The sequence below is a fragment of the Burkholderia sp. Bp9012 genome (assembly GCF_003853825.1).
GTDB lineage: Bacteria > Pseudomonadota > Gammaproteobacteria > Burkholderiales > Burkholderiaceae > Burkholderia > Burkholderia diffusa.
The window spans coordinates 26,974-53,708 of record NZ_QTQA01000007.1 but is presented as its reverse complement, the minus strand read 5'-3'; the positions used below and the strand labels follow the sequence as shown (position 1 = coordinate 53,708).

At 66.0% G+C, this 26,735-nt stretch carries 22 protein-coding genes; 13 read left to right on the top strand and 9 right to left on the bottom strand.

Translation table 11 applies throughout. The features are described from left to right. Positions 1-157: 157 nt before the first annotated feature. The gene (locus DIE11_RS11390; RefSeq protein WP_124623682.1) at positions 158-571 is read right to left on the bottom strand and encodes a DUF3995 domain-containing protein; all 414 of its coding nucleotides are present in this window, start codon (positions 569-571) and stop codon (positions 158-160) included. 323 nt (positions 572-894) lie between these two features. Here DIE11_RS11390 and ald point away from each other — a divergent pair, with 323 nt between their 5' ends. Then, entirely contained in the window at positions 895-2,010 is a 1,116-nt protein-coding gene (gene ald, locus DIE11_RS11385) for an alanine dehydrogenase (protein WP_124623680.1), read from the top strand. 15 nt (positions 2,011-2,025) lie between these two features. Here the strand turns inward: ald and polX are convergent, their stop codons facing one another. Beyond that, complete coding sequence (gene polX / locus DIE11_RS11380; protein ID WP_124623677.1) at positions 2,026-3,792, bottom strand: DNA polymerase/3'-5' exonuclease PolX; 1,767 nt, start codon at positions 3,790-3,792, stop codon at positions 2,026-2,028. 169 nt (positions 3,793-3,961) lie between these two features. Beyond that, entirely contained in the window at positions 3,962-4,354 is a 393-nt protein-coding gene (locus DIE11_RS11375) for a TraR/DksA family transcriptional regulator (protein ID WP_124623674.1), read from the bottom strand. A gap of 343 nt (positions 4,355-4,697) precedes the next feature. Between DIE11_RS11375 and DIE11_RS36260 the strand changes: the two genes are divergently transcribed. After that, entirely contained in the window at positions 4,698-4,871 is a 174-nt protein-coding gene (locus DIE11_RS36260; RefSeq protein WP_170296460.1) for a hypothetical protein, read from the top strand. 82 nt (positions 4,872-4,953) lie between these two features. Here the strand turns inward: DIE11_RS36260 and DIE11_RS11370 are convergent, their stop codons facing one another. Continuing rightward, entirely contained in the window at positions 4,954-6,345 is a 1,392-nt protein-coding gene (locus tag DIE11_RS11370; protein WP_185633743.1) for an undecaprenyl-phosphate glucose phosphotransferase, read from the bottom strand. A 32-nt stretch (positions 6,346-6,377) separates the two neighbouring features. Further along, positions 6,378-7,160 carry a Crp/Fnr family transcriptional regulator gene (locus DIE11_RS11365; RefSeq protein ID WP_124623668.1) on the bottom strand — a complete coding sequence of 261 codons (783 nt, stop codon included), beginning with the start codon at positions 7,158-7,160 and terminating at the stop codon, positions 6,378-6,380. Positions 7,161-8,075: 915 nt separating this feature from the next. Here DIE11_RS11365 and DIE11_RS11360 point away from each other — a divergent pair. The 6 genes from DIE11_RS11360 to DIE11_RS11335 all read left to right on the top strand — a co-directional run bounded on the left by DIE11_RS11360 (position 8,076) and on the right by DIE11_RS11335 (position 14,962). Then, positions 8,076-8,858 (top strand): Crp/Fnr family transcriptional regulator, encoded by a 783-nt coding sequence (locus tag DIE11_RS11360; RefSeq protein ID WP_174906653.1) that lies wholly within the window; start codon positions 8,076-8,078, stop codon positions 8,856-8,858. Between the two features lie 168 nt (positions 8,859-9,026). Next, a complete protein-coding gene (locus DIE11_RS11355; RefSeq protein ID WP_047903457.1) occupies positions 9,027-9,278 on the top strand; it encodes an acyl carrier protein in 252 nt (83 codons plus the stop codon). Continuing rightward, complete coding sequence (locus DIE11_RS11350) at positions 9,275-10,471, top strand: acyl-CoA dehydrogenase family protein (RefSeq protein WP_059599268.1); 1,197 nt, start codon at positions 9,275-9,277, stop codon at positions 10,469-10,471. Before DIE11_RS11355 ends, DIE11_RS11350 begins: the two co-directional genes overlap by 4 nt. Then, a complete protein-coding gene (locus tag DIE11_RS11345; protein WP_059599267.1) occupies positions 10,468-11,439 on the top strand; it encodes an amino acid--[acyl-carrier-protein] ligase in 972 nt (323 codons plus the stop codon). The genes DIE11_RS11350 and DIE11_RS11345 overlap by 4 nt, the downstream gene beginning before the upstream one ends. Then, positions 11,436-12,491 (top strand): DUF1839 family protein, encoded by a 1,056-nt coding sequence (locus tag DIE11_RS11340; RefSeq protein WP_059599266.1) that lies wholly within the window; start codon positions 11,436-11,438, stop codon positions 12,489-12,491. Before DIE11_RS11345 ends, DIE11_RS11340 begins: the two co-directional genes overlap by 4 nt. Beyond that, the gene (locus tag DIE11_RS11335) at positions 12,491-14,962 is read left to right on the top strand and encodes a glycosyl hydrolase 2 galactose-binding domain-containing protein (protein WP_260437103.1); all 2,472 of its coding nucleotides are present in this window, start codon (positions 12,491-12,493) and stop codon (positions 14,960-14,962) included. Before DIE11_RS11340 ends, DIE11_RS11335 begins: the two co-directional genes overlap by 1 nt. 32 nt (positions 14,963-14,994) lie before the next feature. On the opposite strand, the gene DIE11_RS11330 is transcribed toward DIE11_RS11335, so the two are convergent. Further along, positions 14,995-16,386, bottom strand: a complete 1,392-nt coding sequence (locus tag DIE11_RS11330; protein WP_185633742.1) for a sigma-54 dependent transcriptional regulator — start codon at positions 16,384-16,386, stop codon at positions 14,995-14,997. 660 nt (positions 16,387-17,046) lie between these two features. After that, positions 17,047-17,355 (bottom strand): hypothetical protein, encoded by a 309-nt coding sequence (locus tag DIE11_RS11325; protein ID WP_124623657.1) that lies wholly within the window; start codon positions 17,353-17,355, stop codon positions 17,047-17,049. A gap of 329 nt (positions 17,356-17,684) precedes the next feature. On the opposite strand from DIE11_RS11325, the gene DIE11_RS11320 reads away from it, so the two are divergent. After that, positions 17,685-18,269: a drug:proton antiporter gene (locus DIE11_RS11320; protein ID WP_124624132.1), complete on the top strand. Its 585-nt coding sequence runs from the start codon at positions 17,685-17,687 to the stop codon at positions 18,267-18,269. Continuing rightward, the gene (locus tag DIE11_RS11315; RefSeq protein WP_124623654.1) at positions 18,266-19,840 is read left to right on the top strand and encodes a mannose-1-phosphate guanylyltransferase/mannose-6-phosphate isomerase; all 1,575 of its coding nucleotides are present in this window, start codon (positions 18,266-18,268) and stop codon (positions 19,838-19,840) included. Before DIE11_RS11320 ends, DIE11_RS11315 begins: the two co-directional genes overlap by 4 nt. A gap of 114 nt (positions 19,841-19,954) precedes the next feature. On the opposite strand, the gene DIE11_RS11310 is transcribed toward DIE11_RS11315, so the two are convergent. Beyond that, positions 19,955-21,244, bottom strand: a complete 1,290-nt coding sequence (locus DIE11_RS11310) for a nitrous oxide reductase family maturation protein NosD (protein WP_124623651.1) — start codon at positions 21,242-21,244, stop codon at positions 19,955-19,957. 413 nt (positions 21,245-21,657) lie between these two features. On the opposite strand from DIE11_RS11310, the gene DIE11_RS11305 reads away from it, so the two are divergent. The 3 genes from DIE11_RS11305 (at position 21,658) to DIE11_RS11295 (ending at position 25,422) form a co-directional block, all read left to right on the top strand. After that, entirely contained in the window at positions 21,658-22,707 is a 1,050-nt protein-coding gene (locus tag DIE11_RS11305) for a glycosyltransferase family 2 protein (RefSeq protein WP_124623649.1), read from the top strand. Between the two features lie 459 nt (positions 22,708-23,166). Continuing rightward, on the top strand, positions 23,167-24,315 hold the full coding sequence (locus tag DIE11_RS11300; protein WP_124624129.1) for a glycosyltransferase: 1,149 nt from the start codon (positions 23,167-23,169) through the stop codon (positions 24,313-24,315). Between the two features lie 27 nt (positions 24,316-24,342). Next, complete coding sequence (locus tag DIE11_RS11295) at positions 24,343-25,422, top strand: glycosyltransferase family 1 protein (protein WP_124623646.1); 1,080 nt, start codon at positions 24,343-24,345, stop codon at positions 25,420-25,422. 140 nt (positions 25,423-25,562) lie between these two features. Here DIE11_RS11295 and DIE11_RS11290 read toward each other — a convergent pair whose 3' ends face one another. Then, a complete protein-coding gene (locus tag DIE11_RS11290) occupies positions 25,563-26,732 on the bottom strand; it encodes an acyltransferase (protein WP_124623643.1) in 1,170 nt (389 codons plus the stop codon). Between the last annotated feature and the right edge of the window lie 3 nt (positions 26,733-26,735).

Genomic DNA, 26,735 nt, shown 5'->3' with positions numbered 1-26,735 from the left:
CGGAATACGCAAGACCCGTGGCGCGGGTCGTGTTGACGCTCACCACGGTGGCGCGATGCGCGGGCTTCGCCCACTCCGCGCGTTCGATCGCGACGCCGCGACGGGCGTCAGGGCGCCGCGCGCGGCAAACTGGCTGCCGCGCGAGGCGCGACGCTCATCACGACCAAAGCATCGACGCGATCGACAACGAGAGCGCCACGCACAGCGGCGAGTAACACAGGCTGTCCATCTGCGCGAAACGCGACCCGCGCACTCGCTTGAAGAAGCCGACGTAGCGGAAATCGCCGACCGCGCGCACCGCGAAGATCAATGCGAGCGCAACGATCGCGAGCGCGATCGCGCCGGGATACAGGTTCGGCCACAGCCAGCCGGCGCGCGACGCCACCGCGCATGCGCCGGCCAGCAACGCCGTCGCGACGGCGAGCGTGCCGACCATGGTCGGCCGCAGGAGCGGTACCCCATCCTGTTCCGGAATGGCCGCACGCTTGCCGAACCGTCCGCCGAACGCCCAGTAGACGTGAACGATTGCAATCGCACAAAGCGTCGGCACGCTGAAATACGCGCCGCTCATCTCGGTAAGGTTCCTTGTCTCATCGTGTCGTGATCCAGCCGGAACGGCTCCGGCAGCACGCGGCTCCGTTCCGCGCAACACGAGACGATACCCAAACCACGTGCCGCATGCATTGCGACGTCCGGTCGCAATACGCCACGCCGCGTGCTGCGATGCAGTGCGCGCGCACCGTCGCACTGGCCGCCGCTTGACTTCCCTCCGGGCACCACTACCCTTTTATTCCAGTACGGCACTCGAACCGTGCATGCGCAGCGGTCGCATACGTGCCGTTCGCCGGCGCGCTCGGGCACGACAACAATGACGAATACCCATGGAGGCGACTCATGCTGATCGGTGTGCCGAAGGAGATCAAGAATCACGAGTACCGCGTCGGCCTCACGCCGGCCGGCACGCGCGAACTCACGCGTCATGGCCACGGCGTGCTCGTGCAGCGCGGCGCGGGCACCGCGATCGGTCTGCACGACGACGACTACACGGCCGCAGGCGCGACATTGTGCGACGACGCGCGCGACGTCTTCGCGCGCGCCGACATGATCATCAAGGTCAAGGAGCCGCAGGCGGCCGAGTGCGCGATGCTGCGGCGCGGACAGATTCTTTATACGTATCTGCATCTCGCGCCCGATCCCCAGCAGGCGGCCGCGCTGGTGAAGTCCGGCGCGGTGTGCATCGCGTACGAGACCGTGACGGGCCCCGGCGGCGGGCTGCCGCTGCTCGCGCCGATGAGCGAGGTCGCCGGACGCATGTCGATCCAGGTCGCGGCGACGCACCTCGAAAGCCCGCGGGGCGGCCGCGGCGTGCTGATGGCCGGCGTGCCCGGCGTGCCGGCCGCGCACGTCGTGGTGCTCGGCGCAGGCGTGGTGGGCACCGGTGCGCTGCAGATGGCGGTCGGCCTCGGCGCACGCGTCACCGTGCTCGACACGAACGTGGCCCGGCTGCGCCAGCTCGACCTGGTCTTCGCGAACCGGATCGCGACCGTCTGCTCGAACGCGCACACGATCGACGAAGCCGTGCGCGACGCCGACGTCGTGATCGGCGCAGTGCTCGTGCCGGGCGCGTCGGCGCCGCGGCTGGTCACGCGCGACATGATCGCGACGATGCGCACGGGTGCCGTCGTCGTCGACGTCGCGATCGACCAGGGCGGCTGCTTCGAGACATCGCATGCAACGACACATGCGCAGCCGACCTTCGTCGTCGACGGCGTCGTGCACTACTGCGTCGCGAACATGCCCGGCGCGGTCGCGCGCACGTCGACGTTCGCGTTGAACAATGCGACGCTCGGCCATGCGCTCGCGCTCGCCGACAAGGGCTGGAAACGCGCGATGGCCGACGATCCCCATCTGCGCGCGGGCCTCAACGTGTGCGACGGCCGCATCACCTACGAGGCCGTCGCGCTGGCGCTCGGCCTGCCGTACGTGCCAGCGGAAGACGTGTTGGCCTGACTTCCGCGGGCGCCGTCACGCGCCCTTCGGGCGCCCGCGCTTCGACGCGCCGCTTGCGCGCATCGTGCGCGCCAGCAGCGGCCGCAGTTGCGCGAGCGTGCGCGTGTTGAGCACGTCGTGCCGCGTGAGCCAACCACGCCGCGCCTGGCCGATACCGTATCCGAGGTTGTCAAGATCGTCGGCGCAACGTGCGTCCGAGCCGATCGCCACGGCGACACCGGCTTTCGCGGCCTCGCGGCACCAGACGTCCGGCAGATCGAGCCGTCGCGGGTCGCCATCGAGTTCGACGAAGCAGCGGCGCGCGGCGGCTGCGGCGAGCACACGCGGCACGTCGAGTTCGCATGCGTCGCGTTCGCCGAGCAGCCGGCCGGTCGGATGCGCGAGGATCGTGAAATACGGATGATCCATCGCACGCAGGATTCGCCGGGTCTGCGCGTCGCCTGTCAGGTCGAAGCCGTCGCGCACCGCGCCGACGACGAGGTCGAGGCGCCCAAGCACGTCGTCGGGCACGTCGAGACTGCCGTCTTCGCGAATGCCGGCCTCGACGCCCTTCAACAGCACGAAGTCGTCGAATGACGCGTTGAGGCGGTCGATCTCGTCGATCTGCCGCACGAGCCAGTCGCCATCGGCTCGGCCACCTTGCGTATCCGGTGCGCGATCGGTGACGGCCAGATACGCGAGCCCGCGGGCCCGGGCCGCATCCGCCATTGCGCGCAGGCTGTCGCGCCCGGCCGACGCCCTGGTATGCGCATGCAGATCGCCATGAACGTGCCTGCGCTCGACCAGCGCCGGCAGCGTGCCCGCGCGCGACGCGTCGATCTCGCCGCGGTCCTCGCGCAACTCGGGCGGCACCCAGTGAAGACCGATCGCCTCGTAGACGGATGCCTCCGTCGCGCCCGCGATCCGCTCGTCGCCGCGGAATACGCCGTATTCGTTGATCTTCAGGCCGCCGGCCTGCGCGATCCTGCGCAGGGCGATGTTGTGCGCCTTCGATCCCGTGAAATAGACGAGCGCGGCACCGAACGCGTCGGCATCGACGACGCGCAGGTCCACCTGCAGCCCGTTGCCGAGCATGACGCTCGAACGCGTCTTGCCGTTCGCGAGCACGCGCGCGACTTCACCGTAGCCGACGAACGCATCGGCCACCGCGGCCGGATCGCGCGCCGTCACGAGGATGTCGAGGTCGCCGACCGTCTCGCGGTTGCGGCGAAAACTGCCCGCCGGCACCGCTTCCCCGACGCCGGCCACCTTGCGCAGACGCTCGAGCAACGGCATCAGCGATTGCGCGGCATCCGGCAGCAGGAAGCGTTGCGGCTCGCGCTTCAGGCGGTCGTCGATCGCGTCGAGGAGATGGGCTTCGGTCTTCGCGCCGAAACCCGGCAGCGCGCGCACGTGCCCGCTCTTCGCTTCGACGCGTAGCTGTTCGAGCGACTCGACGTGCAGTGCGTCATGCAGCGCCTTGACTCGTTTCGCGCCGAGCCCCGGCACGTCGAGCAGTTCGACGATCGCGCGCGGCAGCGCATGACGCAGCGTTTGCTGCAGTTCGCAGGTGCCGGTCGAGGCGATCTCGCGCAGCTTCGCCGCGAGATCGGCACCGATCGATGGAATCCGGCCGAGATCGCCGCCGCTCGCGAGCATCGCCGGAATGTCGCGCCCGTAATCGGCAATCGTCCGCGCCGCGTTGCGATAGGCGCGCACCCTGAACGGGTTGGCGCCCTGAATCTCGAGCATATCGGCGATTTCGGCGAAGACGGCCGCACACTCGGCATTGTGGATCGGCATGGTCGGCGTGGCTCCCTCCCACGTGGATGGCGCCGTGCGCTGGTGCGGCGGCCTCTGCCCGCCCGGCGCCGCATGTCGACGACGGCGGGCGCCCGTTGATCATCCTGCACCGATTGCCCGTGTCATGTCGCGCGAGGCATGCGGCCTGCGCGGCTCCTGCGCCGATACATCAGAGCGATGCGCGCGGCGTCGTCGCGTAGCGACGCTCGTACAGGGACTGGCAATGCGTGCAACGCTCGGCAGTCGGGCGCGCGAGCAGCCGCGCGTAGCCGACCGGCGCATCGCAATCGATGCATTCGCCGTAGCTGCCGTCGCGGATGCGCTGCTGCGCGCGCCCGATCGCACGCAACTCGGCCAGCTTCATCCCGATCAGCGCGTGATCCATGTCGACGAACAGATCGGCGTTCGCCTCGTCGCCCTCGTCCGGCGCCGCGCCGGCGAGATCCGCATAGGACTCCGATGCGCGCTGGTCCTCGCTCGTGCGGATGTTCGCCCGCAACGCCTGCTCGCTCTCGGTCAGGCGCCGCTGCAGCGTCTGCCGTTGTTCTCGATCGAGCGCCATCGCCGTCTCTCCTTTTCCGGGTTCCGCGCAAAGCGCATGCGGCGCGCGGTTGTCGCGCCGGTGCGCGGCGGGCCGGAACGCCCGGCTCGCCGCGCCCGGATGCGCGCCCGGCCGCACGAAGCGCCGGACGCATTCGACGCAGCATAAACCCAATGCACACGCATGTGTTGACCGTCGTCAGCGCCCGCACCATGCGCGCGAAAAACCGGGGACCGACGCGATAATCCCGCACGCCCGCATTCGTCTGACGCAGCCGCCGTTGAGGTCGATCAATCCCCTGTAAAAAGTTGCGACGTAGATTGAAAGCATGCGCGGTGAATCCGCGGTTTTCCGGGAGAACGTCATGTTGTTCGGCGTCGTCATCTGGGTGGCCCTTGCGGCCCTGTTCCCGACGATGGTCGTGCCGACGATCCAGCACGCCATCCAGCCGTCGAGCGCGCAAGCCGCGCCCGATGCCAGCCCCGCCGTCACGCCCACCGCGTCGCCGGCGGCCGCTCAGCCGCCGTCGGACGGTTGACGCGCGGTTTCAGGTGCGCCGTTGCGTGGAGCATCGCATCGACGACGAAAGAACCGCGCATAATACTTCGCAATCCTGTTCATTAAAATGCATTACGCCCGACGAAGCCACGAACGACCGTCATCAGGATGATCTTCATGTCGAACCAGAAGCTCCAGTTCTGCATGTAGAACAGATCGAACTTCACACGCGCGGCCATCGCCTCGACCTTGCGCGTCTCGCCGCGATAGCCGTTCACCTGCGCCCATCCGGTGATCCCCGGTCGTACGCGATAGCGATACATGTAGCAGTCGACCAGTTGCCGGTAGAAGTCGTCGTGTTCGATCGCATGCGGACGCGGGCCAACCACCGACATCTGGCCGAACAACACGTTGAAGAACTGGGGCAGCTCGTCGAGTGACGTGCGCCGCAGGAATGCGCCGACAGGCGTGATGCGCGCGTCGTTGCGCGATGCCTGCCGCACGACACCGGGCTGTGCGCGATGCACGCGCATCGTCCTGAACTTGAGGATGTGAAACTCGCGACCGTCGGCACCCTTGCGGCGCTGCCTGAACAAGACAGGGCCCGGCGACGACAGCTTCACGGCGACCGCCAGCGCCGCAAGCAGCGGCAGCAGCGGGATCAGCACGGCGACCGCGAACATCCGGTCGAACGCGAACTTCGCCCACAGTTCCGGCGCGGAACGCGGCGTGGTCGCGAGGTTGATTGCCGGCATGCCGAGCACATCGGTCGCGGATCGCTCGACGACCGCCATCTGCCGCACGTCAGGCAACAGTCGCAACTCGACGAACTCGTCGCGCAATTCGCGCACGATGCGCTGAATGCGCGACTCGTGCGACATCGGCAGCGTGAGCCACACTTCGTCGATCTCGCCGCCGCGGATCATGCGCCGCAGCGCGCCCCAGTCGCCGATCACCGGGACGCCGCCGATTCCGTCGGCGGCTGCCGAGGCCGGCGCGTCGTCGTCGAACACGCAGGCCGCCGCGAACGGGCCGGCAGGATCGCGCTGCATGCGCTCGATCGCCACCCGTCCGTAAGCGGTCGCGCCGACGATCGCGACCCGCCGCTGCCGCGCGCGCGGATCGCCCCGCTTGATCGCCAGCGCGCACAGTGCCAGCCTGCCAAGCAGCAGTGCCGCGTCGCCGGACAGCACCGTCCGCGCAATCCAGCGCGTCGTGACCGTGCCGCCGCGGTTCATGATCCACATCGTGCCAGCCACCGTCAGCATGCCCGCGCACACAACGGCGATCATCGTGCGCGTCAGCACGGTGCCGCTGTCATGCGACGATGCCGCGCCGCGCAACAAGCGCACACTGCGCGGCAACAGCGCGACCGTCAACGCGCACAGCAATGCAATCGCGCCGCGCTGCGCGTCCGACAGATCGCGCCATGCGAGTCCCATCACCGCCTGCGCGGCTAGCGCGCCTGCCAGCAGGAGCGCGGCATCGGCCGCGGCGATCGCGGCGCGCCGCATCGTATTCGCTCCACCCGCCATCGCATGCATCGTCACGCACCGTGCGCGGGGAATCCGCCGTGCACGTCGTACATGCGCGGTCGCACCGGCATCGATCGCACGCCGGCACGCGTGCCGAGCAGCCGGCGATAGTCCGCACGAATCAGCTCGTAGCACTCGCACGCCTGACGCTCGAGGCTGTCGCGATCGAGCACCGTGATGCGGCCGCGACGCTGACGAATCAGCCCGGCTTCCTGCAGGTTGCCGGCTGCTTCCGTCACCCCCTCGCGACGCACGCCGAGCATGTTCGCGATCGTCTGCTGCGTGACGGCCAGTTCGTCGCCGTCGATCCGGTCATGCGCGAGCAGCAGCCAGCGGCTCAACTGCTCGCTGACCGAGTGATGGCGGTTGCACAACGCGCTGCGCGAAATCTGCGCCATCATCGCCTGGCAGTAGTTCAACAACAGCCGATACGTCGCCGGCGAACGTTCGAATTCCGCGCGCATCACGCAGGTCGGCACACGGTAGGCCATCCCGCCGATACGGACTTCGATGCGGTTCGATACCGAGGTGCCGCCGACGAGCGTCGCCAGGCCGACCACACCTTCGCGGCCGACCACGGCAACCTCGACCATCGCGCCGTCTTCCATCAGGTGCTGCACCGACATCATGGCGGTCGTCGGGAAATGCAGATGGCGCATCGGTTCCCCGACACGGTCGAGCATGCCGGCCTTGATCCTGACCAGTTCGAGGTGCGGTGCGATGGCACGGATGCTGTCCTCCGGGAGGGCATCGAGGATGGCATTCGCCGAGTAGCTCGAGTGAAGATGAAGCATGTCTGTATCCCATTTGTCTTCCGCGCCGCATGCAACTGCGTCAGCGGAACTCGTTATCGTGATGCGCGTCCGGATGGCGACGCGGGTTGCGGCCCACAACCCTCCATCCAATCGACCTGCGGCTTCACGCCGCCGGATCGAATCGGGAGTCCCGTTTCGATGCGCCCATCTCAATAAGCGATTTACGTGCCAATACCAGCTTCATCCTTAATATATAAATGACCAGCGATTTAGCCCCGCCGAATTACCAACTGAAAACTGTCAAAAGCGTCTCATTTTCGGACACCCTCTGCCACAGTGGACACAGGAAGCGATTCGACTGATCAATGATCACCGAGTGCGCGGCGGCGCCAACAGCGGCGCGCGAAGCTTATCGTTCAAATACTTACGGGCCGTTTTCAATTGTTTCCGTGATGTCTCGCATGGCGCCCGGGCGGTTCACGGCACCTCGAATGATCGTTTGAAACTGTCTCAAATATGAATCTACACATTAATTTACGGCTTTGTAATCGAACGCACATAACAGACGTAACCACATGATTTCACTGATAACTTTACAACATCAATCTCAATTGTCAAATAATGCTAGATGCATTCTTAATGTTTTACATATACGATACCCGTCACTTCTCGATTGATTCCGGATCGACATCGAATTCTCGACTTATCCGTCGATCCATATCAACGTGATTAACTCTTCAGAGCATGATCTTCAAATCCATATAACATTTTCATTTATGTTGAATCGTCAAACTTTGTGAAGTGACGTAGTGCGCAATTTATCGAATTCAATTGCGTGCTAGCCTTTTCCCGCCATCGTCATTCGAATTTCGACGAACACAAATCCGCACGCGCGTGCTAAATCCCCGGGGATGCCGCCGCGCGACGTGCGACCGCCCCCTACGAGGATGCGCCGTGACCCACCAGGCCAATGACGCCGTCGCCCACGCGAACGGCATGATCGAGCTCTCCCACAGCTTCGACGCCAACCGGTTCCTCGCGGCCCTCGACCGCGAGGAACGCGCCACGCTGATTGCCAATCTTCAGCTCGTTCACCTGAAATCGGGCCAGGTGCTGTGCGAGCCCGGCGAAACGCTCGCCGCGGTTTACCTGCCCGTCACGACTGCGATTTCGCTGCAGTACGTTTCGTCCGGCGGCATGACGCTGGAAGTTGCCGAGATCGGCAGCGAGAGTGTCGTATGCGACGACGTGATCGGCGGCAGCGGCCGGATGCCGTGCCGTGCCGTCGCATGTCGCGACGGCTTCGTCTACCGGCTGGACCGACGCATCTTCGCCGCCGCTTTCGATGCGTCGCCGGTGATTCGCCATCTGGTGTTTGTCTGCGTGCGGCTGCTGATGGCCCAGGTATCGCAGATCACGTTCTGCAGCCGCCATCACGTGCTCAAACATCAGTTATGCAGATGGTTCCTGCTTGCCTACGACCGGTCGCGCAGCATCGAGATCCAGGTCACCCACAGCATGCTCGCGCAGATGCTCGGCGTGCGTCGCGAGACGGTCACGGACGCAGCCGGCGAGATTCAGAAGCTCGGCCTGATTCGACAGTACCGGAGCTCGATCGAGCTTGCCGATCTTGCGGGCCTCGAGAAAATGTCGTGCGGCTGCCGCGCGATCGTGCGCGACGAGATGAAGCGCATCCTGTCGGCCGATTCGAGCGTGACCGCCGCGGCACGCGCGTGATGCGCACGCCGTTTCGGCGCACGCGTGCGATCCGAGTCAGCCGATTGTAGGGTGGCGTACAGAACGCCGTGCTTGCGAATGGTCTACTGATGCCGGACTGCCGGGGGGATGTCAGCGCGCTGCGCGCGTCCGACCGTGCGGACGACATCACACACGCCGGAGCAGCACGTGAAAAACGAAATCAGAACCATCCTCAAGCACGTTGCCCACCTCGAAGCCGCGATCGATTCGATCGGTGACGGGGACGACCTCTACGAAGCGGGCCTCTCCTCGCTCGACACGATCCAGTTGATGCTCGCGATCGAGAAGCAGTTCAACATCGAGATTCCCGACGAGATGCTGAACCGCAATCTGTTCCGCAGCATCGACGCGCTCGCGGACACGATCGCTACGCTGCAACGCTCCGAGCATTCCGCATGAGCGCGCTGCTTCCCGAACTCGCGGCCGACGACGATGCACGCCGGCTCGACGAGGCCGCGCGCGCGGTCGCGCAAATCGCCGCCCAGCACGCGGATGCGGTCGATCGCGACGCGCGCTGCCCCGTCGAAGCGATTGAGGCCATGCGCGCGCGCCGCCTGCTGAGCGCAATGGTCCCGGCCCAGCTCGGCGGTGCCGGCGCGTCGCTGGCCGATATCGCATCGGCATGCTCGATCCTCGGCCAGGCCTGCGCATCGTCGGCGATGGTGTTCGCGATGCACCAGATCCAGGTCGCCTGCATCGTCAATCACGCTGCCGACCAGGGCTGGCACAAGCTGTTCCTGCAGCAGCTCGTGCGCCATCAGTGGCTGCTCGCGTCGGCGACGTCGGAAGACGGCGTCGGCGGCAACCTGCGCGCGAGCCAGTGCGCGCTCGCGACCAACGGCGGCGAATTCCGGCTGCACAAGTCCGCGCCGACGATCTCGTACGGCGACTATGCGGACGGTATCCTCGCGACCGCGCGGCGCGACGCCGACGCGCCGGCGTCCGACCAGGTGCTCGTTACCCTGCTGCGCGACGGCTATACGCTCACGCGCCGCGGCGAATGGGACACGCTCGGCATGCGCGGAACGTGCAGCAACGGCTTCGTGCTCGACGCACACGGCGCGACCGAGCAATGCCTGCCCGTGCCGTTCGCGCAGATCGCCGAACAGACGATGGTGCCGGTTTCGCACATCCTGTGGGCGGCGGTGTGGATCGGCGTGGCCGGCGATGCGTTCCATCGCGCGCATCAGTTCTTCCGCGCGCAGGCGCGCCAGACTGACGGCGCGCCGTCGCCCGCGTCGCGGCGCATCGCCGAATCGCTCGCGCTGATGCAGGCGATGCAGGCCCGCGTCGACAACGTACTGCGCCTCTATGCCAGCGCGTCGCCCCGCTCGTGGTCGGCCGGCATGGCCTGGGCTGCCGAGATCAACACGCTGAAGACCTATGTGTCGTCGACCGCGCTCGAAGTCGCACAGCAGGCAATGATGATCTGCGGGATGGCCGGCTACAAGCACGGCACGCCGTTCAGCATCGGCCGCCATCTGCGCGACCTGCACGCGGCGCCGCTGATGATCAGCAACGACCGCATTGCCGCCAATACCGCGAGCTTGCTGCTCGCATTGCGTCCCGCGACGCTGGAGATACATTCGTGAACGACCGCCTGTCCGTGCCCTCCGCCGCCACCCCGTCCGACGCGCCGCTCGACCGCGCGGGCGTCAATCCGCTGCGCGACGAGCTGATCGATGCGGGCCTGCTCGTGTCGACCGGCATCCAGGGCCTGTTCGGCCGCAGCGAACGGTTCGAGCGCGTCGTCGAGGCGCTCGACGCCTTCGTCACGCGCCTCGGCGCCGACCAGCAGGCCGAAGTGCTGCGCTTCCCGCCGGCGATGAGCCGCACCGAATTCGAGCGCAGCGAATACATGAAGAGCTTCCCGCAACTCGCGGGCAGCGTGCACGCGTTCTGCGGCGACGAACAGCGTCACCAGCGCGTGCTGCAGTGCCTCGACCGCGGCGAGGACTGGACCGAAAGCCAGAAGCCGACTTACGTCGTGATGACGCCGGCCGCCTGCTACCCGGTCTATCCGGTCGTCGCGCGCGCGGGTGCACTGCCTGACCACGGCCGCATCGTCGACGTGTTTTCGTATTGCTTCCGCCACGAGCCGTCGCTCGACCCGACCCGCATGCAGTTGTTCCGGATGCGTGAATACGTGCAGATCGGCACGCCCGAGCAGATCGTCGCGTTCCGCGCGACGTGGATGGAGCGCGGCACGCGGATGATCGAGGCGCTGCGCCTGCCGAACGCGATCGATCTCGCGAACGATCCGTTCTTCGGGCGCGGCGGCAAGATCGTCGCGAACAGCCAGCGCGAGCAGAACCTGAAGTTCGAGCTTCTGATCCCGATCGAGCACGACGATCGCCAGACCGCGTGCCTGAGCTTCAACTACCACATGGATCACTTCGGGTTGCTGTGGGACATCCGCACTGCAACGGGTGACGTCGCGCACACGGGCTGTGTCGGCTTCGGCCTCGAGCGGCTGACGCTCGCGCTGTTCCGTCATCATGGTTTCGACATCGACGCATGGCCTGCCGACGTTCGCGACGTGCTGTGGGGTACGCGATGAAATTCGTGTCCCGCGACGGCGAGGATGCGTCGTTCGAGGACGTGCGCCACCGCGCACGCCACTACCGGCCGCACCCGCTGCACAGTCAGGAGATGGTCTGGAAGCAGACCAACTGCTACGTCGACATGTGGCTCGAGGTGCTCCGGTGGTGGGGCCTCAATCCGTACGCGGCACTGCCGTTTACGATCGCACTCGATTTCGAGGGCGACCAGTTCACGTTCTTCAAGTTTCCGCACGACGAACTGGAGCGACTTTACGGAATCGTCGTGCAGGAACACTCCATCTACGAGCCGCTCGACCAGCACATCGAGACGCAGGTCGCGCGCGGTCACCTGATGATCGTCGAAGTCGACGCGTGGTTCCTGCCGGACACGCGCGGCAGCAGCTACCGCACGCAGCATACGAAGACGACGATCGGTATCGACGCGATCGATCGCACGCGCCGCCAGATCGGCTACTTCCACAACAGCGGCTATTACGTGGCCGAGGATATCGACTACGACGGCCTCGTCGGCGGCGGTTCGCCGATGCCGCTGCCGCCTTACGTCGAGTGCGCGAAGCGGCGTTTCGCGCCGCTTGACGAGCGCGCACTGTGCGAAGCCTCGCTCGCGTCGCTGCAACGCCATCTGCGCCGCCTGCCGGTCGTCAATCCGGTCACGATGTTCCGGCGCCAGTTGCAGATCGATGCGAAATCACTCGCCGTCTCCCCGCTCGAACGGTTCCACGCGTACTCGTTCAATTCGGTGCGGCAACTCGGCGCGAACTTCGAGCTGTTCGGCCACTACGCGCGCTGGCTGCAGGCAAGTGGCTGCGTCGGACCGTTCGCCGAGATTCGCATCGCCTGCGACCGCATCGCGTCCGAGGCGATGGTGCTTGAGTTCCGGCTGGCGCGGGCCTGCGCGCGCGGCAAGGAAGAGCGCGGCGACGCGACGCTCGAAGCGATCGAAGCGGCTTACGCCGACCTCATCGACTGCGCGCGGCAGATCACCCCGCCGCTTCAGCACGCGGCACCCGTTCGCGGCGACGCGGCCCCCGTGCCGCTGATGCGGTGATGCGCGCCCCAGCCGCGCTCGCGTGGTCGATGCTCGCCACGGCCGCGGGCGCCGCGCGCGGGCCACTCGATCTTCCCGCCGACGGCTGGGTCGCCGCCCCCGTCCCCGGCACGGTCGCGCAAGCGCTCGCGCTGGCCGGACGGCCCGACGACACGGCGTCGCTCGCCGAGCGCGACCACTGGTATCGCGTCGAACTGCATGGGCACGGGCCGCGCGTGTTGCGCTTTCACGGCCTCGCGACACTCGCCGAAGCATGGCTCGACGACACGCCGGTCCTGCGCTCGGACAGCATGTTCGTCGCGCACGACGTGCCCGTGTCGCTCGACGGCACGCATCGGCTGACCGTCTGCTTCCGCGCCCTCGCGCCGCACCTGCGCGACGTGCGCGCACCGCGGCGTGCACGCTGGCGCACGCGTCTGGCCGAACCGGCGACGCTGCGCACCGTTCGCACGTCGCTGCTCGGGCACATGCCCGGCTGGTTTCCGCGCTGCGTGCCGACCGGACCGTGGCGGCCCGTCGACGTCCTCGATCCGGCCGACGGCCCCGTTCTCGTTCATTGCGACCTGCATGCGCGCATCGACGGCGACACCGGCTGGCTCGACGCAGAACTCGCGTTCGCCGGACCGCTGCCCGAGGCGTTCACGGCCCGGCTGTCGTGCGGCGAGCACCACGCGACGCTCGAGCGCAGCGGCGTCAGCCGCCTGCACGCGAGCGTCGCGGTGCCGAACGTGCGCCGCTGGTGGCCGCACACGCACGGCGAACCGGTGCTCTATGACGTCGCATTACACATCGGCGCCGACCGACGGTCGCTCGGCGCGACAGGTTTTCGCACGATCGAGCAGGACGCGGGCGACGACGGCAAAGGGTTCGGCGTGCGCGTGAACGGCGTGCGCGTGTTCGCGCGCGGTGCTTGCTGGAGCAGCGCCGCGCCGCTCGCACTGCACGCGGACGACGCAACCTACGGCCGGCTGCTCGGACACGCGCGCGACGCAGGCTTCAACATGATTCGCGTCGGCGGCACGATGGCGTACGAGGCCGACGCATTCCACGCGTGGTGCGACCGGCTCGGACTGCTGGTCTGGCAGGACTTCATGTTTGCGAACTTCGACTACGCGCTCGACGATCACGCGTTCGCGGACGCCGTCGATCGCGAAGTCGAACAGTTCCTCACGCGCCACCGTGCGTCGCCATCGCTCGCGGTACTGTGCGGCGGCAGCGAGATCGCGCAGCAGGCCGCGATGTCGGGGCTCGGGCCGAAACAGCGCTTCCTCGAACTGACCGCCGAGCGCCTCGCCGGCCATGTGGCGAAGCGACGGCCCGACGCGCTTTACGTCCCCGACTCGCCCGACGGCGGCGTGCTGCCGTTCATGCCGCGCGAACGCGTGTCGCACTACTATGGCGTCGGCGCGTACCTTCGCCCGCTCGACGACGCGCGTCGCGCCGACGTGCGCTTCGCAAGCGAATGCCTCGCGTTCGCGAACGTGCCGTGCGATGAGATGCTCGCAAGCCTCGGCTGGCCGGGCGTACACGAGCCGCGCTGGAAAGCGGCCGTGCCGCGCGATCCCGGCACGTCGTGGGATTTCGACGATATTCGCGATCACTATCTGCAGACGTTGTACGACGTGGCACCCGACCGCCTGCGGCGCGAGGACCCGTCGCGTTACTTCGAGCTGTCGCGCGCGGTAATCGCGGACCTGATGCGGGACACGTTCTCGGAATGGCGGCGCACCGGCTCACGCTGCGCGGGTGCGCTCGTCTGGCAGTTCCAGGACGTGATGGCGGGCGCCGGATGGGGCTTGCTCGATGCGACGCATCGGCCGAAATCGGCATGGTATGCGCTGCGCCAGGTACTTCAACCGGTGCAGGTCCTGCTCGTCGACGAAGGGCTGAACGGGCTCGACGTGCACGTGATCAACGAGCGGCCGGCGCCGCTGTCGGCAGCCGTCGAGCTGGTCGCGCTGCGCGACGGCCGCACGCCGGTCGCGCGGGCTGGCGGGCCGCTCCGGATCGCCGCGCACGGCACGGTGCGGCTCGATTCGGCCGAATTGCTCGGCCGCTTCTTCGACTGGACCTACGCGTATCGCTTCGGCCCGTGCGAGCACGATACCGTCGTCGCGACGCTGCGCGCCGAGGACGGCACGCTGCTGTCGCAGGCCTTCTACTTCCCGTCCCGCACGCACCCGGCCGTGTTCGCCCGCCGCGAACCCGGCATCGAGGCATGCGTGTCGCGCACCGGCGACACGTGGCACGTCGACATCGATACGCGCCACGTCGCGCGTCACGTGCAGATCGACGCACCGGGCTTCGTGCCGCGCGACGACTGGTTCGATCTCGCGCCCGGCACGCCGGCACGCGTCGCGCTCGTGCCGCAGGATAACGCCGGCGACCATCCGGCCGCCGGCGCGCCACCGACCGTCGAGATCCGCGCGGTCAACGCCGCACGAACCGTGCGCGCCGCGTTGGCCGGCTGACGCGACCGGACCGCACGGCCGCGCCGCACACGTCAGTCCGACGATCCCGTGCCGCGCGGCCGCTCGATTCCGTACGCTTCCATCCAGCGATAGAGTGTTGCACGCGACACACCGAGCTCGCGCGCGGAAGCGGCGACGCGTCCGCGCGTGCGCAGCAGCGCGGATTCGATCGCTTCACGTTCGATCGACTTGCGGATATCGGCAACGGACGGCGACGCGGCGTCGAGACAGTATTCGAGCTCGAGGTCCTGCGCGGTGATCAGGCGCCCTTCCGTCATCACGACCGCGCGCCGCACGCGGTTGATCAGTTCGCGGACATTGCCCGGCCAGTCGTGCTTGTAGAGCGCCGTGATCGCATCCGTCGAGAAGCCGCGCACACGATGGCGCGCGTCGCCACGAAAGCGTTCCAGCATGTGATGGGCGAGCAGCTCGATGTCCTTGCCGCGCGCACGCAGCGGCGGCTGATCGATGCGCATCACGCACAGACGGTGGAACAAGTCCGCGCGGAAACGCCCTTCTTCCATCGCTTCACGCAGATCGACGTGGGTCGCGGAGACGATCCGCACGTCGACCGGCACCGGATCGCTGCCGCCGAGGCGATGAATCGCGCCCTCCTGCAGGAAGCGCAGCAGGCTCGCCTGGCTCTCGTGCGGCAGGTCGCCGATTTCGTCGAGCAGCAGCGTGCCGCCGTTCGCGGCCTCGACGTAGCCGATCCTGCGTGCGTTCGCGCCGGTAAACGCGCCGCGCTCGTAGCCGAACAGTTCCGATTGCAGCAGGTGGGGCGGGATCGCACCGCAGTTGACCGCGACGAACGGGCCGTTGCGCCGTTCCGAATGACGATGGATCGCGACGGCCGTCAGCTCCTTGCCGGTTCCCGTTTCGCCGAACACGAACACCGGTGCGTCGGTGCGCGCGAAGCGCCGCACCGTATCGAACAGCCGCAGCATCGCGCTACAGGTGCCGACGATGCCGTGCTCCCGCGATTCGAGGGCTTCGCGATCGCGCGCGAACAGGCATTCCATTCCGTACGCATGGCCGACCGTATCGGCGATTCTCTGGTGCGACGCGGGTAACGTGATGTAGTCGAAGCAATAGTCGCGCAACAGTGCGCGCACGTTCGGCGAGGCCGTCTGGCCGGTTTCGACGAGCGCGACCCATACGACATCGCGCATCGACGCGCAAGTCGACGCGATGCTGCCGATCGCGTCGGCGTGGCCGCCGCTCAGGTCGAGGATGCCGCAGGTGATTTCGCCGGAGGTGTCGCGCAATTCGTTTGCGTGTGCAACGACCGTCACTTTCCAGTCGCGCCGAGCAAGCTCCTTGCGCAGCATGACGGACGGCGACTGGGTCCAGTAAATCAGAGGACGCTGCACGGTAGTCCTCCCCCCGCCTGCGCTCTTATCGCGCGCTATTGGCATATTCATAACGAACCATCACTTTCTCCACTCCGCGAATCGTTCGCGTGCGCTGCGGTCGGCGGCGCATGGCCGCCTGTCCGCACTGCGTTTCCGCAGCTTTGGCGAAGATCGAAACTGCACAAGGCGAGAGCCCCCGGAGGTCGAGCCGGATGTTATCCGGCCTCGTTGTCATCGAACTCGAAGGGAACGCGCGGCCACGGGAGCCGAGGCGTTCCGGCTTTCATGCGACGCGCCGTCAGGCGGAGCACGTCGGCAAACGGAAATTTCGTCCGCATTTGCGTCGCGTCGTACACGACAGTCGCGCCCGATGCTGAACCGGATGGCCGCCAACCCGCTTCCGGAATGGTGACCTCATTTCATCTGCTCCTGAATTTACACCCCGTATCGAGATGGCCTTGTTACCAAAAGATAAATAACAATTCAGGCCATTACGCTGCCGCTCCGCCGTCGCGGCGCGCATTTAGCGACTCAGATTTGATTATCTACGACCATTCCTGTCAATCAGTGGCAAATCCCACTTTTCTGCAAGATCGGTGCCTCCCATTGCCCGCGATTCTCGCCTGAATCGCACAAAAAGTCCGGACAACATGTTTCGTGCGTCGGTAATCGCGCGTCCAGCGCGACGCCGGCGTGACACATCGAACGCGGGTGAACCGGGCGCGCCCGTTACAACATCGTAACGAAGCGGCCGGCCGGATCGTCCGTCTCCTGTCGCGATGCAGCATGAGGTCCATGCCTGTCGCGCCATCTCCGGTCGCTGCCGGCATGCCGATGCGACAGGTTCGGCGCTGGCGCAAGCCCGCGCGCAGCGCCAAAAGAGTTGGGCAGCGCGGAATGGCAAGTATGCGCGTGTTGGCCGGCGCGGCGAAATGATCGCGGCCAGATGAAGGATGCGCGCACCGCGAGGAAATCGGCGATGCGGTAGACGGTGGTGTGCGAGCGACAGCCGATCGCGATGCGCGACCTGACCGCCATGAACGATCTCAATCTTCAAGCAAGGCCCCCGGTCCTTCAATTTCGTTCGATGTGGACGACCTCGCTGCGCGTTTCGCAGCGGGCCGTCGCGATGCGTCAATTATGGGAAAACCGCCATACGGCCACCGTGTGCTACCGCACATTGCCCCGTTCGCGGCACGCCTTGCGCAGCCGGCATCGGCCCCGCGAAACAGGAGTAACGGGAGCGTGAGTACGCTTTCGAACAGACCGCCGCGCGCCGCATCCGCATCATGGATATCGTCGGGCCGCACGCAACGAACGCGTTCATGCGGCCCGGCGTGCTGAAGGCTTCACACGAGGACAGCATCATGGAATGGCATTGTTGTGAATTCGAACATCTGAGCGCCATCGATCTCTACGCAATCCTGCGCTCGCGAAACGCGGTGCTGGTGGTCGAGGACGCGCACACGCATCTCGACATCGACGGCAAGGATGCGCATGCGCTGCACGTGTTCGCGTGCATGCACAGGGGCGACACGACGGAAGTCGTCGCCTACGCGCGCGTGCTCCCCGGCGACGACGCGGATCCGGACGTCGTGATCGACAAGGTACTGACGAGCGAGGCATGTCGCGACGACCGCACCCTCGAGCAACTTATGCAGCGCGCGCTCACGGCCGCGCAAGCCGCATGGCCCGACGTGTCCGTGCGCACGCACGTGCCCGCACAGCGCCAGGCTTTCTACAAGCGTTTCGGATTCCGCAAGGCTTACGGCCCCTATCTGGAACAGGGTGCGCCGTTCGTCGGTCTCGTCCGGCCGGCAGGCCGCGCCGCCGGCGCGCTGCGCCAGCTCCTGTCGCGGAGCCTCTCCGCGACGCGATCGCGGGACGAGGATGCGCGCGTCGACGGCTGCGCACACAACCGGCTGTCCGCCGATACCGGAGTCAATCGATGAGCGCCACCCTTCGCCCGGTTCCCGAACCGGAGCTGCCCTGCATCCTGCCCGTCATTCTCGCCGGCGGTTCGGGCACGCGCCTCTGGCCGTTGTCACGAGAGCAGTATCCGAAGCAGTTGATCGAGCTGACCTCGAACGAATCGCCGCTGTCGTCGACCGCGCGCCGCCTGAACGGCATCGCGAACGCGGCACTCGGCGACACACTGCTCTTGGTATGCGGCGAACAGCATCGCATCATGAGCGCCGCTCAGGTGCTCGGGCGCTCGGCGCCTCCCCGTATCCTGCTCGAACCGGCCGCGCGCAACACGGCACCTGCGCTGACGCTCGCGGCGCTCGACGCCAGCGCGCTTGCGGACGACCCCATCCTCGTGGTCATGCCGGCCGATCATGTGATCGGCGACGTCGCCGCATTCCAGGAAACGATCGGACGCGCGGCGCGCTACGCACAGGAAGGCGCGATCGTCACCCTCGGCGTGCTGCCGCGCCGCGCGGAAACCGGCTACGGGTACATCCAGGTCGGCGAACCGCGCGCCGGGCGCCTCGGCGGACAAGGCGGCTATGCAATCGGGCGGTTCGTCGAGAAACCGAACGCCGCCCTCGCCGAACGCTACCTGCAATCGGGCGATTATTGGTGGAACAGCGGAATTTTCATCACGCGCGCATCGATCTGGCTGAAGGCGATCGGCGCACTCGCACCCGACATCCATGCGGCCTGCGACGCGGCATGGCGCGCCGGCACCGCCGAGGACCCGTTCTTCCGAATCGACGCGGCGGCTTTCGACGCCTGTCCGTCCGACTCGATCGACTATGCGGTCATGGAACGCCTCGCGCAGAGCCCCGAACTCTGCATCGAAGGCATCGTGGTCCCGCTTTCCGCGGGCTGGTCGGACGTCGGCACCTGGGATGCGATCTGGGAAATCATGCCGAAGGACGATCAGGGCAATGTCGCGCGCGGCCCGATCGTGTTCGAGGATACGCAGGACAGTTTCGTGCGCTCGGAAGGCCGGCTGATCGCGTGCGTCGGGATGAAGGACGTCGTCGTGATCGAGACGCCCGATGCGGTGCTGGTCGCGAACAAGCACGACGTGCAGCGCGTGAAGAACATCGTCGCGCGCCTGAAGACCGAGCAGCGCCCGCAGGCAAGCGAACACCGCAAGGTGCAGCGGCCGTGGGGACACTACGATTCGATCGACCTCGGCGAGCGGTTCCAGGTGAAGCGGATCGTGGTCGAGCCCGGCAAGCGGCTGTCGCTGCAGATGCACTATCACCGTGCCGAGCACTGGATCGTCGTGCGCGGTACCGCGAAGGTCACGCGCGGCGACGAAACCTTTCTGCTCAGCGAGAACGAATCGACCTACATCGCCGTCGGCGAGGTCCACCGTCTCGAGAATCCCGGCCGGATTCCGCTCGAGATCATCGAGGTGCAGTCGGGCGACTATCTCGGCGAAGACGATATCGTGCGGTTCGACGATCTGTATGGGCGGCCGGTTGTCGAGACCGCGCCGCAGCGCGCGTCGCTCGCCTCACGCGAACCGGACGAGGAAGTCGCGGAACGCGGCGTCATCCGGTAGGCGCGTGCGGATCGCGGCGGCGCGCTCGACGATGACGGGCGCCGCCGCGCGAGCAAGCGGCGGCGGTCCGTTCACCGCGTGCCGCCGCAAACCGGCGGCCCACGCGACGCACCATCAGTCGATTCCGCCTTGCGACCAGCGTGCCTGCCTGACGGACTCGCGCACGCGCGGCAACAACGACGTATCCGCGCCGACCGCGTCACCCGCGGCCGACAGTGACTGAAGCGCGGCCGCACACGGCGTGCCCTTCGCTCGCCCTCCCGATGCCTTCGCCGCCCGGCCGGCCGCGCAATCGTGCGCAGGGTCGATCCGGACCGGCATTCCGCCGATCTCTGACAGTTGGTTATCCGCAATACGTACGCCGGACACGTTTCCCCACAGACGAATGCCGTCGAATCGCGCGTGCGATACGCGGTTGCCGATCACGGTCACGCGCGACACCGAACCCGACCACGTGCTGACCTCGATCGCCGCCTGCTGTGTGATCGGGCGCGGATCGGGCCGCCCCGTCGCGGTCTGGATATCCGCGATCGAGTTGCGCTCGATGCGGATGTCGGACGAGCCGGCGGTGCGGTTGCTGTCTTCCTGCGCGACGAGAATCCCCGAGCTCACCTGCACGTTGCGCACGATGTTGTTCGAGATGGTGACGTTCGCACCGCCGACCACCGTGATGCCCCGGCCCCACGGATTGCCCTCCAGCGAGTTGCCGGTAATCAGCACGTTACGCGTCAGCACGCCTTCCGCCAGGTAACTCACCACGGCGATCATGTCGTCGCCGGTGCCGCGCACGACGTTGCCTTGCACGAGCACGTTGTGCGAGCCGTGCGTCATGTGAATGCCGTCCGCCAGCGTCGACAGCACCTCGTTGCCGACGATCGCGACGTCCGCGCCGCCGAACACGAAGATGCCGGCGCCGGCGCCGCCGTCGACCACGTTGTCGAGCACCTGCACGCCGCGCCCCGTTACCTCGACCTTCGTCGACGCGGGCGTCGTGAGCCGCGTCGTGCCGGTTCCCGCGAGCCGGAAGCCGACGAGTGTCGTACCGTCGCCGCGCATCTCGATCGTCTGGTCGTCGGGGGTTGTCGCGATCAGCGTCGCGCCGTAGCCCGACAACACCACATTCGGCTGCCGCACGACCAGCGAGCGGCCGATCACGTACCGCCCCGGCGCGAATATCAGTCGCTGGCCCGGCTGCAACGCGTCCAGCGCGCGTTGCAGCGTGTCGGTCTGATCCCCCGCGTCCGCGGCGGGACGAACGTACGCATCCGGTACGTTCGCATGAAGCGCGCCCGGTGCGGGCGTACCGACTGCTGCCACGGCACTACCCGGCCACGCCGGGCCGCCTGCCATGCACATGCCGGCGATCGCCGCGCATGCGAGAAACGGGCTTTGCGATCTACGCATATCGAATCTGCTCCCTCGAATGACTTCGTGCGCGTCGGCTGGCATGCCGGCCTGGTTGCCTGCCCGTGATACCGCCAAAAGCGGGCGATAAGATACGTTCGATTAGACCATTCGAAACAGCCGGGTTTCGGTGCGTCAACAGACCAATGCACCCTGCTCTCGCGGCGCGATCTCGCGTGCCGTTGACCATCGCGCTTCCCTTGAAGCGAATCGCAGAACGGTAGGCTCGCGAACCGACTGCCGATCGACGACGAGTATCATGGCCATCACGCGACGCGACCGTGCTACGGCATCGCCCAAAGGCACCGGCCGCACCCGATCCGGCGTCGTGGTCCCGACGTGCAGTGCGCCCGGGAGAGCACCACGCGCGCCGCACCCGGATCGCCCGCCCTTCGCTCGTTCAGCACCCGTTCATGACCGACCTGACCATCGCAATCTGCAACTACAATCATGGCGCGTACCTGCGCGACGCGATCGATTCGGCGCTCGCACAGACCGCGCACGATGTACGCGTGCTGGTTGTCGACGACGGTTCCACCGACGATTCGTGCGACATCATTCGCTCGTACGGCAAGCGCGTGACGGCGGTGTTTCAGGAGAATCGCGGTCAGGTCGCCGCATACAACCGCGCGCTCGAGCACGTCACGACGCGCTACGTCATTCTGCTCGACGCGGACGACCTGCTCTATGACGACGCCGCGATCCGCGTGCTCGCAGCGTTCGCGTCCGGCGACTTCGTGAAGGTGCATTTCCGGCTCGACGTGATCGCACGGGACGGTGCGATGACCGGGGCGAGCGTGCCGCAGTCAGCCGTCGACACCGATTGCGGCCGCCTGCTGCGCGCGGGCTGGCTGTACCCGTCGCCGCCAGCATCGGGCAACGCATATCGGGTCGATGCGCTCAAGCGCATCTTTCCGGTGCCCGTCACCCCGGACAACCTGCATGGCGCAGACTTCTACGCGATCTACGGTATCGCGTTGCTCGGCAACGTGCACATGATCGATGCAACGCTCGGCGGCTATCGCGTGCATCAGCAGCCGGATACGCGCCCGGCCGACGGCACGCCAGCCCTTGCCCTCACCAATTCGGAAGACGCCGCGACAGGCGCGCAGAAGGCCGAACGCCGGTGGTCGACGCTGCGCATGATCGCCGGCACGCGGCTGCACGAAGCGTTACCGGTCGCGCCGCTCGACTTCGCGATCGAAAAGGCCCGCTTCGCCAGCACCCTATATCACGCGCCGCTCGTGCGGCGCTGGCGCTGGTTCCTGTGTGAATCCGGGCGCTACTGGCAAACCGTGCTCCGCAATCCGTTCTGGGGTCCTGCCAAGAAGGTGGCCGTCGCCGGGCTGTCACTCGCGTGCCTGCTGCCGTCAGTAACGCTCAGCAACCGCGCGATTCACTACATCTCCAACCCTCTCGCACGTGTGCGCAAGTCATCCGGTCGTCGCGCCGACGCTCGATAGCAGCGCGGGACCAGCGCTTCCGGCGCCGAATCGCGCCTTCGGTAAGCCATCGCACCCAGTGGGTCGCGCATGCGCTGCACAATGATCCGGACCAGTGGATTCACGCGCACTGACCGGATTTCGCCACGTTCTCGTCTCCAGTCGTCGTAGTCGAACGCCGGCATCCGATGTTCCGAGGAATCTAGCCGCCACGTAGAACGCGACATGGATGCTTCGTGCTGCATCGTGTTCGGTGCGCGCCGGCAACGTCTACCCGATATTGCATCGGCTGGAATCACCGGGCCGCCTCGCCAGCTCACACATGCGACCGCGACAGCAGGATCCAATGGCCAAGACTGCCATGCATTTAACAATCAGGAATGCATAGTTTAACGAACCGGACACCGAGACCGCACGATGTTCAGGCTGCTCATCGTCACGATGGGCGATGAATGTGCGATCGGATCGCTGGACCCGAAGATGACCAAAGAAAAGATCGTTCATATTGCCGAGGCATTTGGCGGCGGCGTGCTGTCGATGCTGACCCATCTCGCGAACCATGCCGCGGCAACCGGTGTCGACGTGACGGTGCTGCATTCGATCCGACCGGAAACCCCGACCGATTTTTCAACGCTGTTCCTGCCCGACGTGAAGCTCACATACGTCGACATGGCGCGCGAGGTGAGCATCAAACAGGACCTGCGGAGCTTGCGTTCGCTGGTCCGCAACCTGCGCGACTGCAAGCCGACCGCGATTCATCTGCACTCGTCGAAGGCCGGCGTACTGGGGCGAGTCGCTGCCCGGATCGCCGCCCCGGATGCGAGGGTCCTCTACTCGCCGCACGGACTCTCGTTCCTGCGCCGCGACGTATCGCGCATGAAGCAGTACGCCTACCTGAACTTCGAACGCATCGCGGCGCATATCGGCGGAACCATCGTCGCGTGCTCGGGCAGCGAACTCGCCGAGATCAGGGAAAAGGTCCGGGCGAAGTCGGCGGTCCTGGTGGAAAACGGCGTGAATGCGGCGGAGATTCCACCGCGTCGAACGCGCGACGATCACAAGGTCGTCATCGGGATGAGCGGTCGGGCGTCGTTCCAGAAGAATCATGAAGCATTCGTGCGCCTCGCCGACGAGCTGCATGGCGCGGACGTCGAGTTTCTCTGGATCGGCGGCGACGCCGCCGAGATTCCGGATCCCGTCCAGCGCCGCGCCGTCGTCTGCAGCGGCTGGGTAACTCGCGCTCGTGCGCTCGCGCTGACATCGGAACTGGACATCTACGTCCAGACTTCCCGCTGGGAAGGCATGCCGGTCGCGCTGATCGAAGCGCAGGTCGCCGGCATACCGGCCGTGGTGACGGACGTCGTGGGCAATCGCGACGTGGTGATTCACGGCGTGACCGGCTACGTCGCGTCGAACGCCGACGAGATGACCGCATATCTGCGCCTGCTCCGCGACGACCGGCAGCTTCGCGAGGAAATGGGTGCGGCTGCCCGGCAGCGGGCGATTCAGCGATTTTCGATGAACGCGATCTTCCGTCAGTGGCGCGGTCTTTACGGACTCGACACCGACGAGCCGCGTGTCGACACGCGCGACTTCAAGCCGGTTGTACCGGATCACGTCAAAGCCTGATTCCGATTTCGACATTCCCTTATCGACATGACCGCTTTCAAGAAATCGAAGCAACTCGTATACAACGGACGATTCACGACGCAGAAAACAACCGGCGTGCAACGCGTCGCGCGCGAACTGATCGCCGCACTGATCAAGTTTCAGCCGCAGGAGCCGGTGACCGTGCTGGTGCCGCCGCAGCCCGGCGTCGAGATAAGCGGCGCGAAGACGGTCAAGGTGGGGTTTTACAAGGGCGTGGTCTGGGAGCAACTGGTTCTCCCGTTGTTCGCACGCCGCGGCTGCATCGTCAATCTCAGCAATTCGGCATCCATTTTCATCGGTAACCAGATCATCTACATGCACGACGCGGCGGTGTTCGACACGCCCGCGCATTTCTCCCGGCCGTTTCGCATGTGGTACCGAATCATGTTCTGGATTCTCGCGCGAACCTCCGTTTGCGTGCTGACCAACTCCAGTTTCTCGCGGGATCGCCTCGCGCATCACTGCGGCGTTTCCGCCGACAAGATCAGCGTCGTGCCACTTGGTGCGGACCATCTCGATGCCCTGGAACCGGACACGAGCGTGCTCGACAAGCACGCGCTGACGCCGGACCGGTTCGTGCTCGCGGTCAGCAGCATGAACCCTACCAAGAACTTCGGCCGGCTGATCGCGGCGTTCCGGCAGATCAACGATCCGTCCGTCGATCTCGTGATCGTCGGTATGCAAAACACCACCGTGTTCGGCAAGCAGGATCATCTCTCGGCGGCCGAACCGAACATCAAGTACGTGGGCTACATCAGCGACGAGCAACTGAAGGCGCTATACCAGAACGCGGCTTGCTTCCTTTACCCGTCGATCTATGAAGGCTTCGGCATACCGCCGCTGGAGGCGATGCGATATGGCTGTCCGGCGGTCGTCGGTCAATCGGCCGCACTGCCGGAAGTCTGTGCCGATGCGGCGCTGTACTGCGATCCGTATTCGCAGGACGATATCGCGCAGAAGTTGCGGAGCCTGCTCGATTCCGCTGAGCTCAGGGCCGAGCTCAAACGTAAAGGAAGCCTGCACGCGGAAAAATATCGCTGGAGCCGAAGTGCCGAGATGATGAAGGAGATCTTCGATTCACTGTAGGGCGATCGCGGCGTGTGGTCATCGGGAAAGGAACGGATCGACACGCCCTGCCCTCATGCGATGCCCGGCGCCCCGGCCGAGACGCGCAGTTTCACGCAGTCGCGCCACCGGTGGCCGGCATGCTCGGCAAATCGGCGCAGTTACGCAACGTTGACCGTGCTGCCGGCCGCGGCCCGTCGATTTCCGAACAGGCGCTTGCCGAGATACGACCTGATCGGCTCCTCGACGAATTTCGCGAGGACGGCAGCGGCGACGATCGAAACGCCCGCGGCAAGAATCGCCGTTCTGACAACGTGGATGTCGCCATGCGGGGCATACGCGAACACCAGCCTTCCGATCGGATAATGCACGCAATAGAGCGGGTACGAGATCCAGCCGAGGAATGCACTGATACGTGCAATCACCTTGCCGCTCGGAGCCAGCATGGCGCCCCGATAAACCAGCGCAGGCGCGATAAACAACAGCACGGCAAGCGCGTAGATTCCCTTGATCGACGTCGGAAACACGACCATCAGCAGGAAAGCGACAAACAGCATGTAGTCGTTCCTGACGAGCCCGGCGACAAACCAGTGCGGCCTGACCGGGAGACCGGCGTCGTGCATCTTCCCGATCGCAACGCCAAGCAGGAACCCGTAGCCGACCCTGAAGAATCCGCCGATGAAGTTATCGGCCGACCACCCCTGATTCAGGATGACGGTCAGCTTGTCGTTGTCGAGGCCCACGAGCCACCCATACACGACGAAAGCGCCGAGACATGCATACGCCAGTCGCAGCAGATTCCGCGCATTCATCCTGAACGCCGCGATCAGGACGACACTCGCGAACAGCTCGAAGAACAGCGACCATGCAGGCGGATTCAGAGGAAACACCCCTGGGTCATCGACTGCCGGCAAGCCGTGATTCGCCGCGCCGACGAAGCCCGACACGGAGAAACGACCAAGATACGGAACGAGAAAATAGTTCTGCCCGGAAGCTGCCGCCAGATTACCCAACGAATACGCCGCCGACGAGTGGATACGCATGACGACGAGGCTCACGAGTCCGATCGTGAGCCCGATGCATATCATCGGATACAGGCGTATCACTCGTCGCTTCAAATACTCGCCCCACCACGATTCCTGACGCAGTCTTTCGCCGTAAGCCTGCGTCAGGATGAATCCACTCAGCATGAAAAAAACGTCCACCGAAAGATACGCGCTCTGCAGTATCGGAATCGGCAGGTCCTGAAGGAAATGCATGAACATCACGCTGATTGCCGCAATGCCGCGCAATCCGTCCAGAATTTCAAACTTCTGCTTGTGAATAGCCATGAA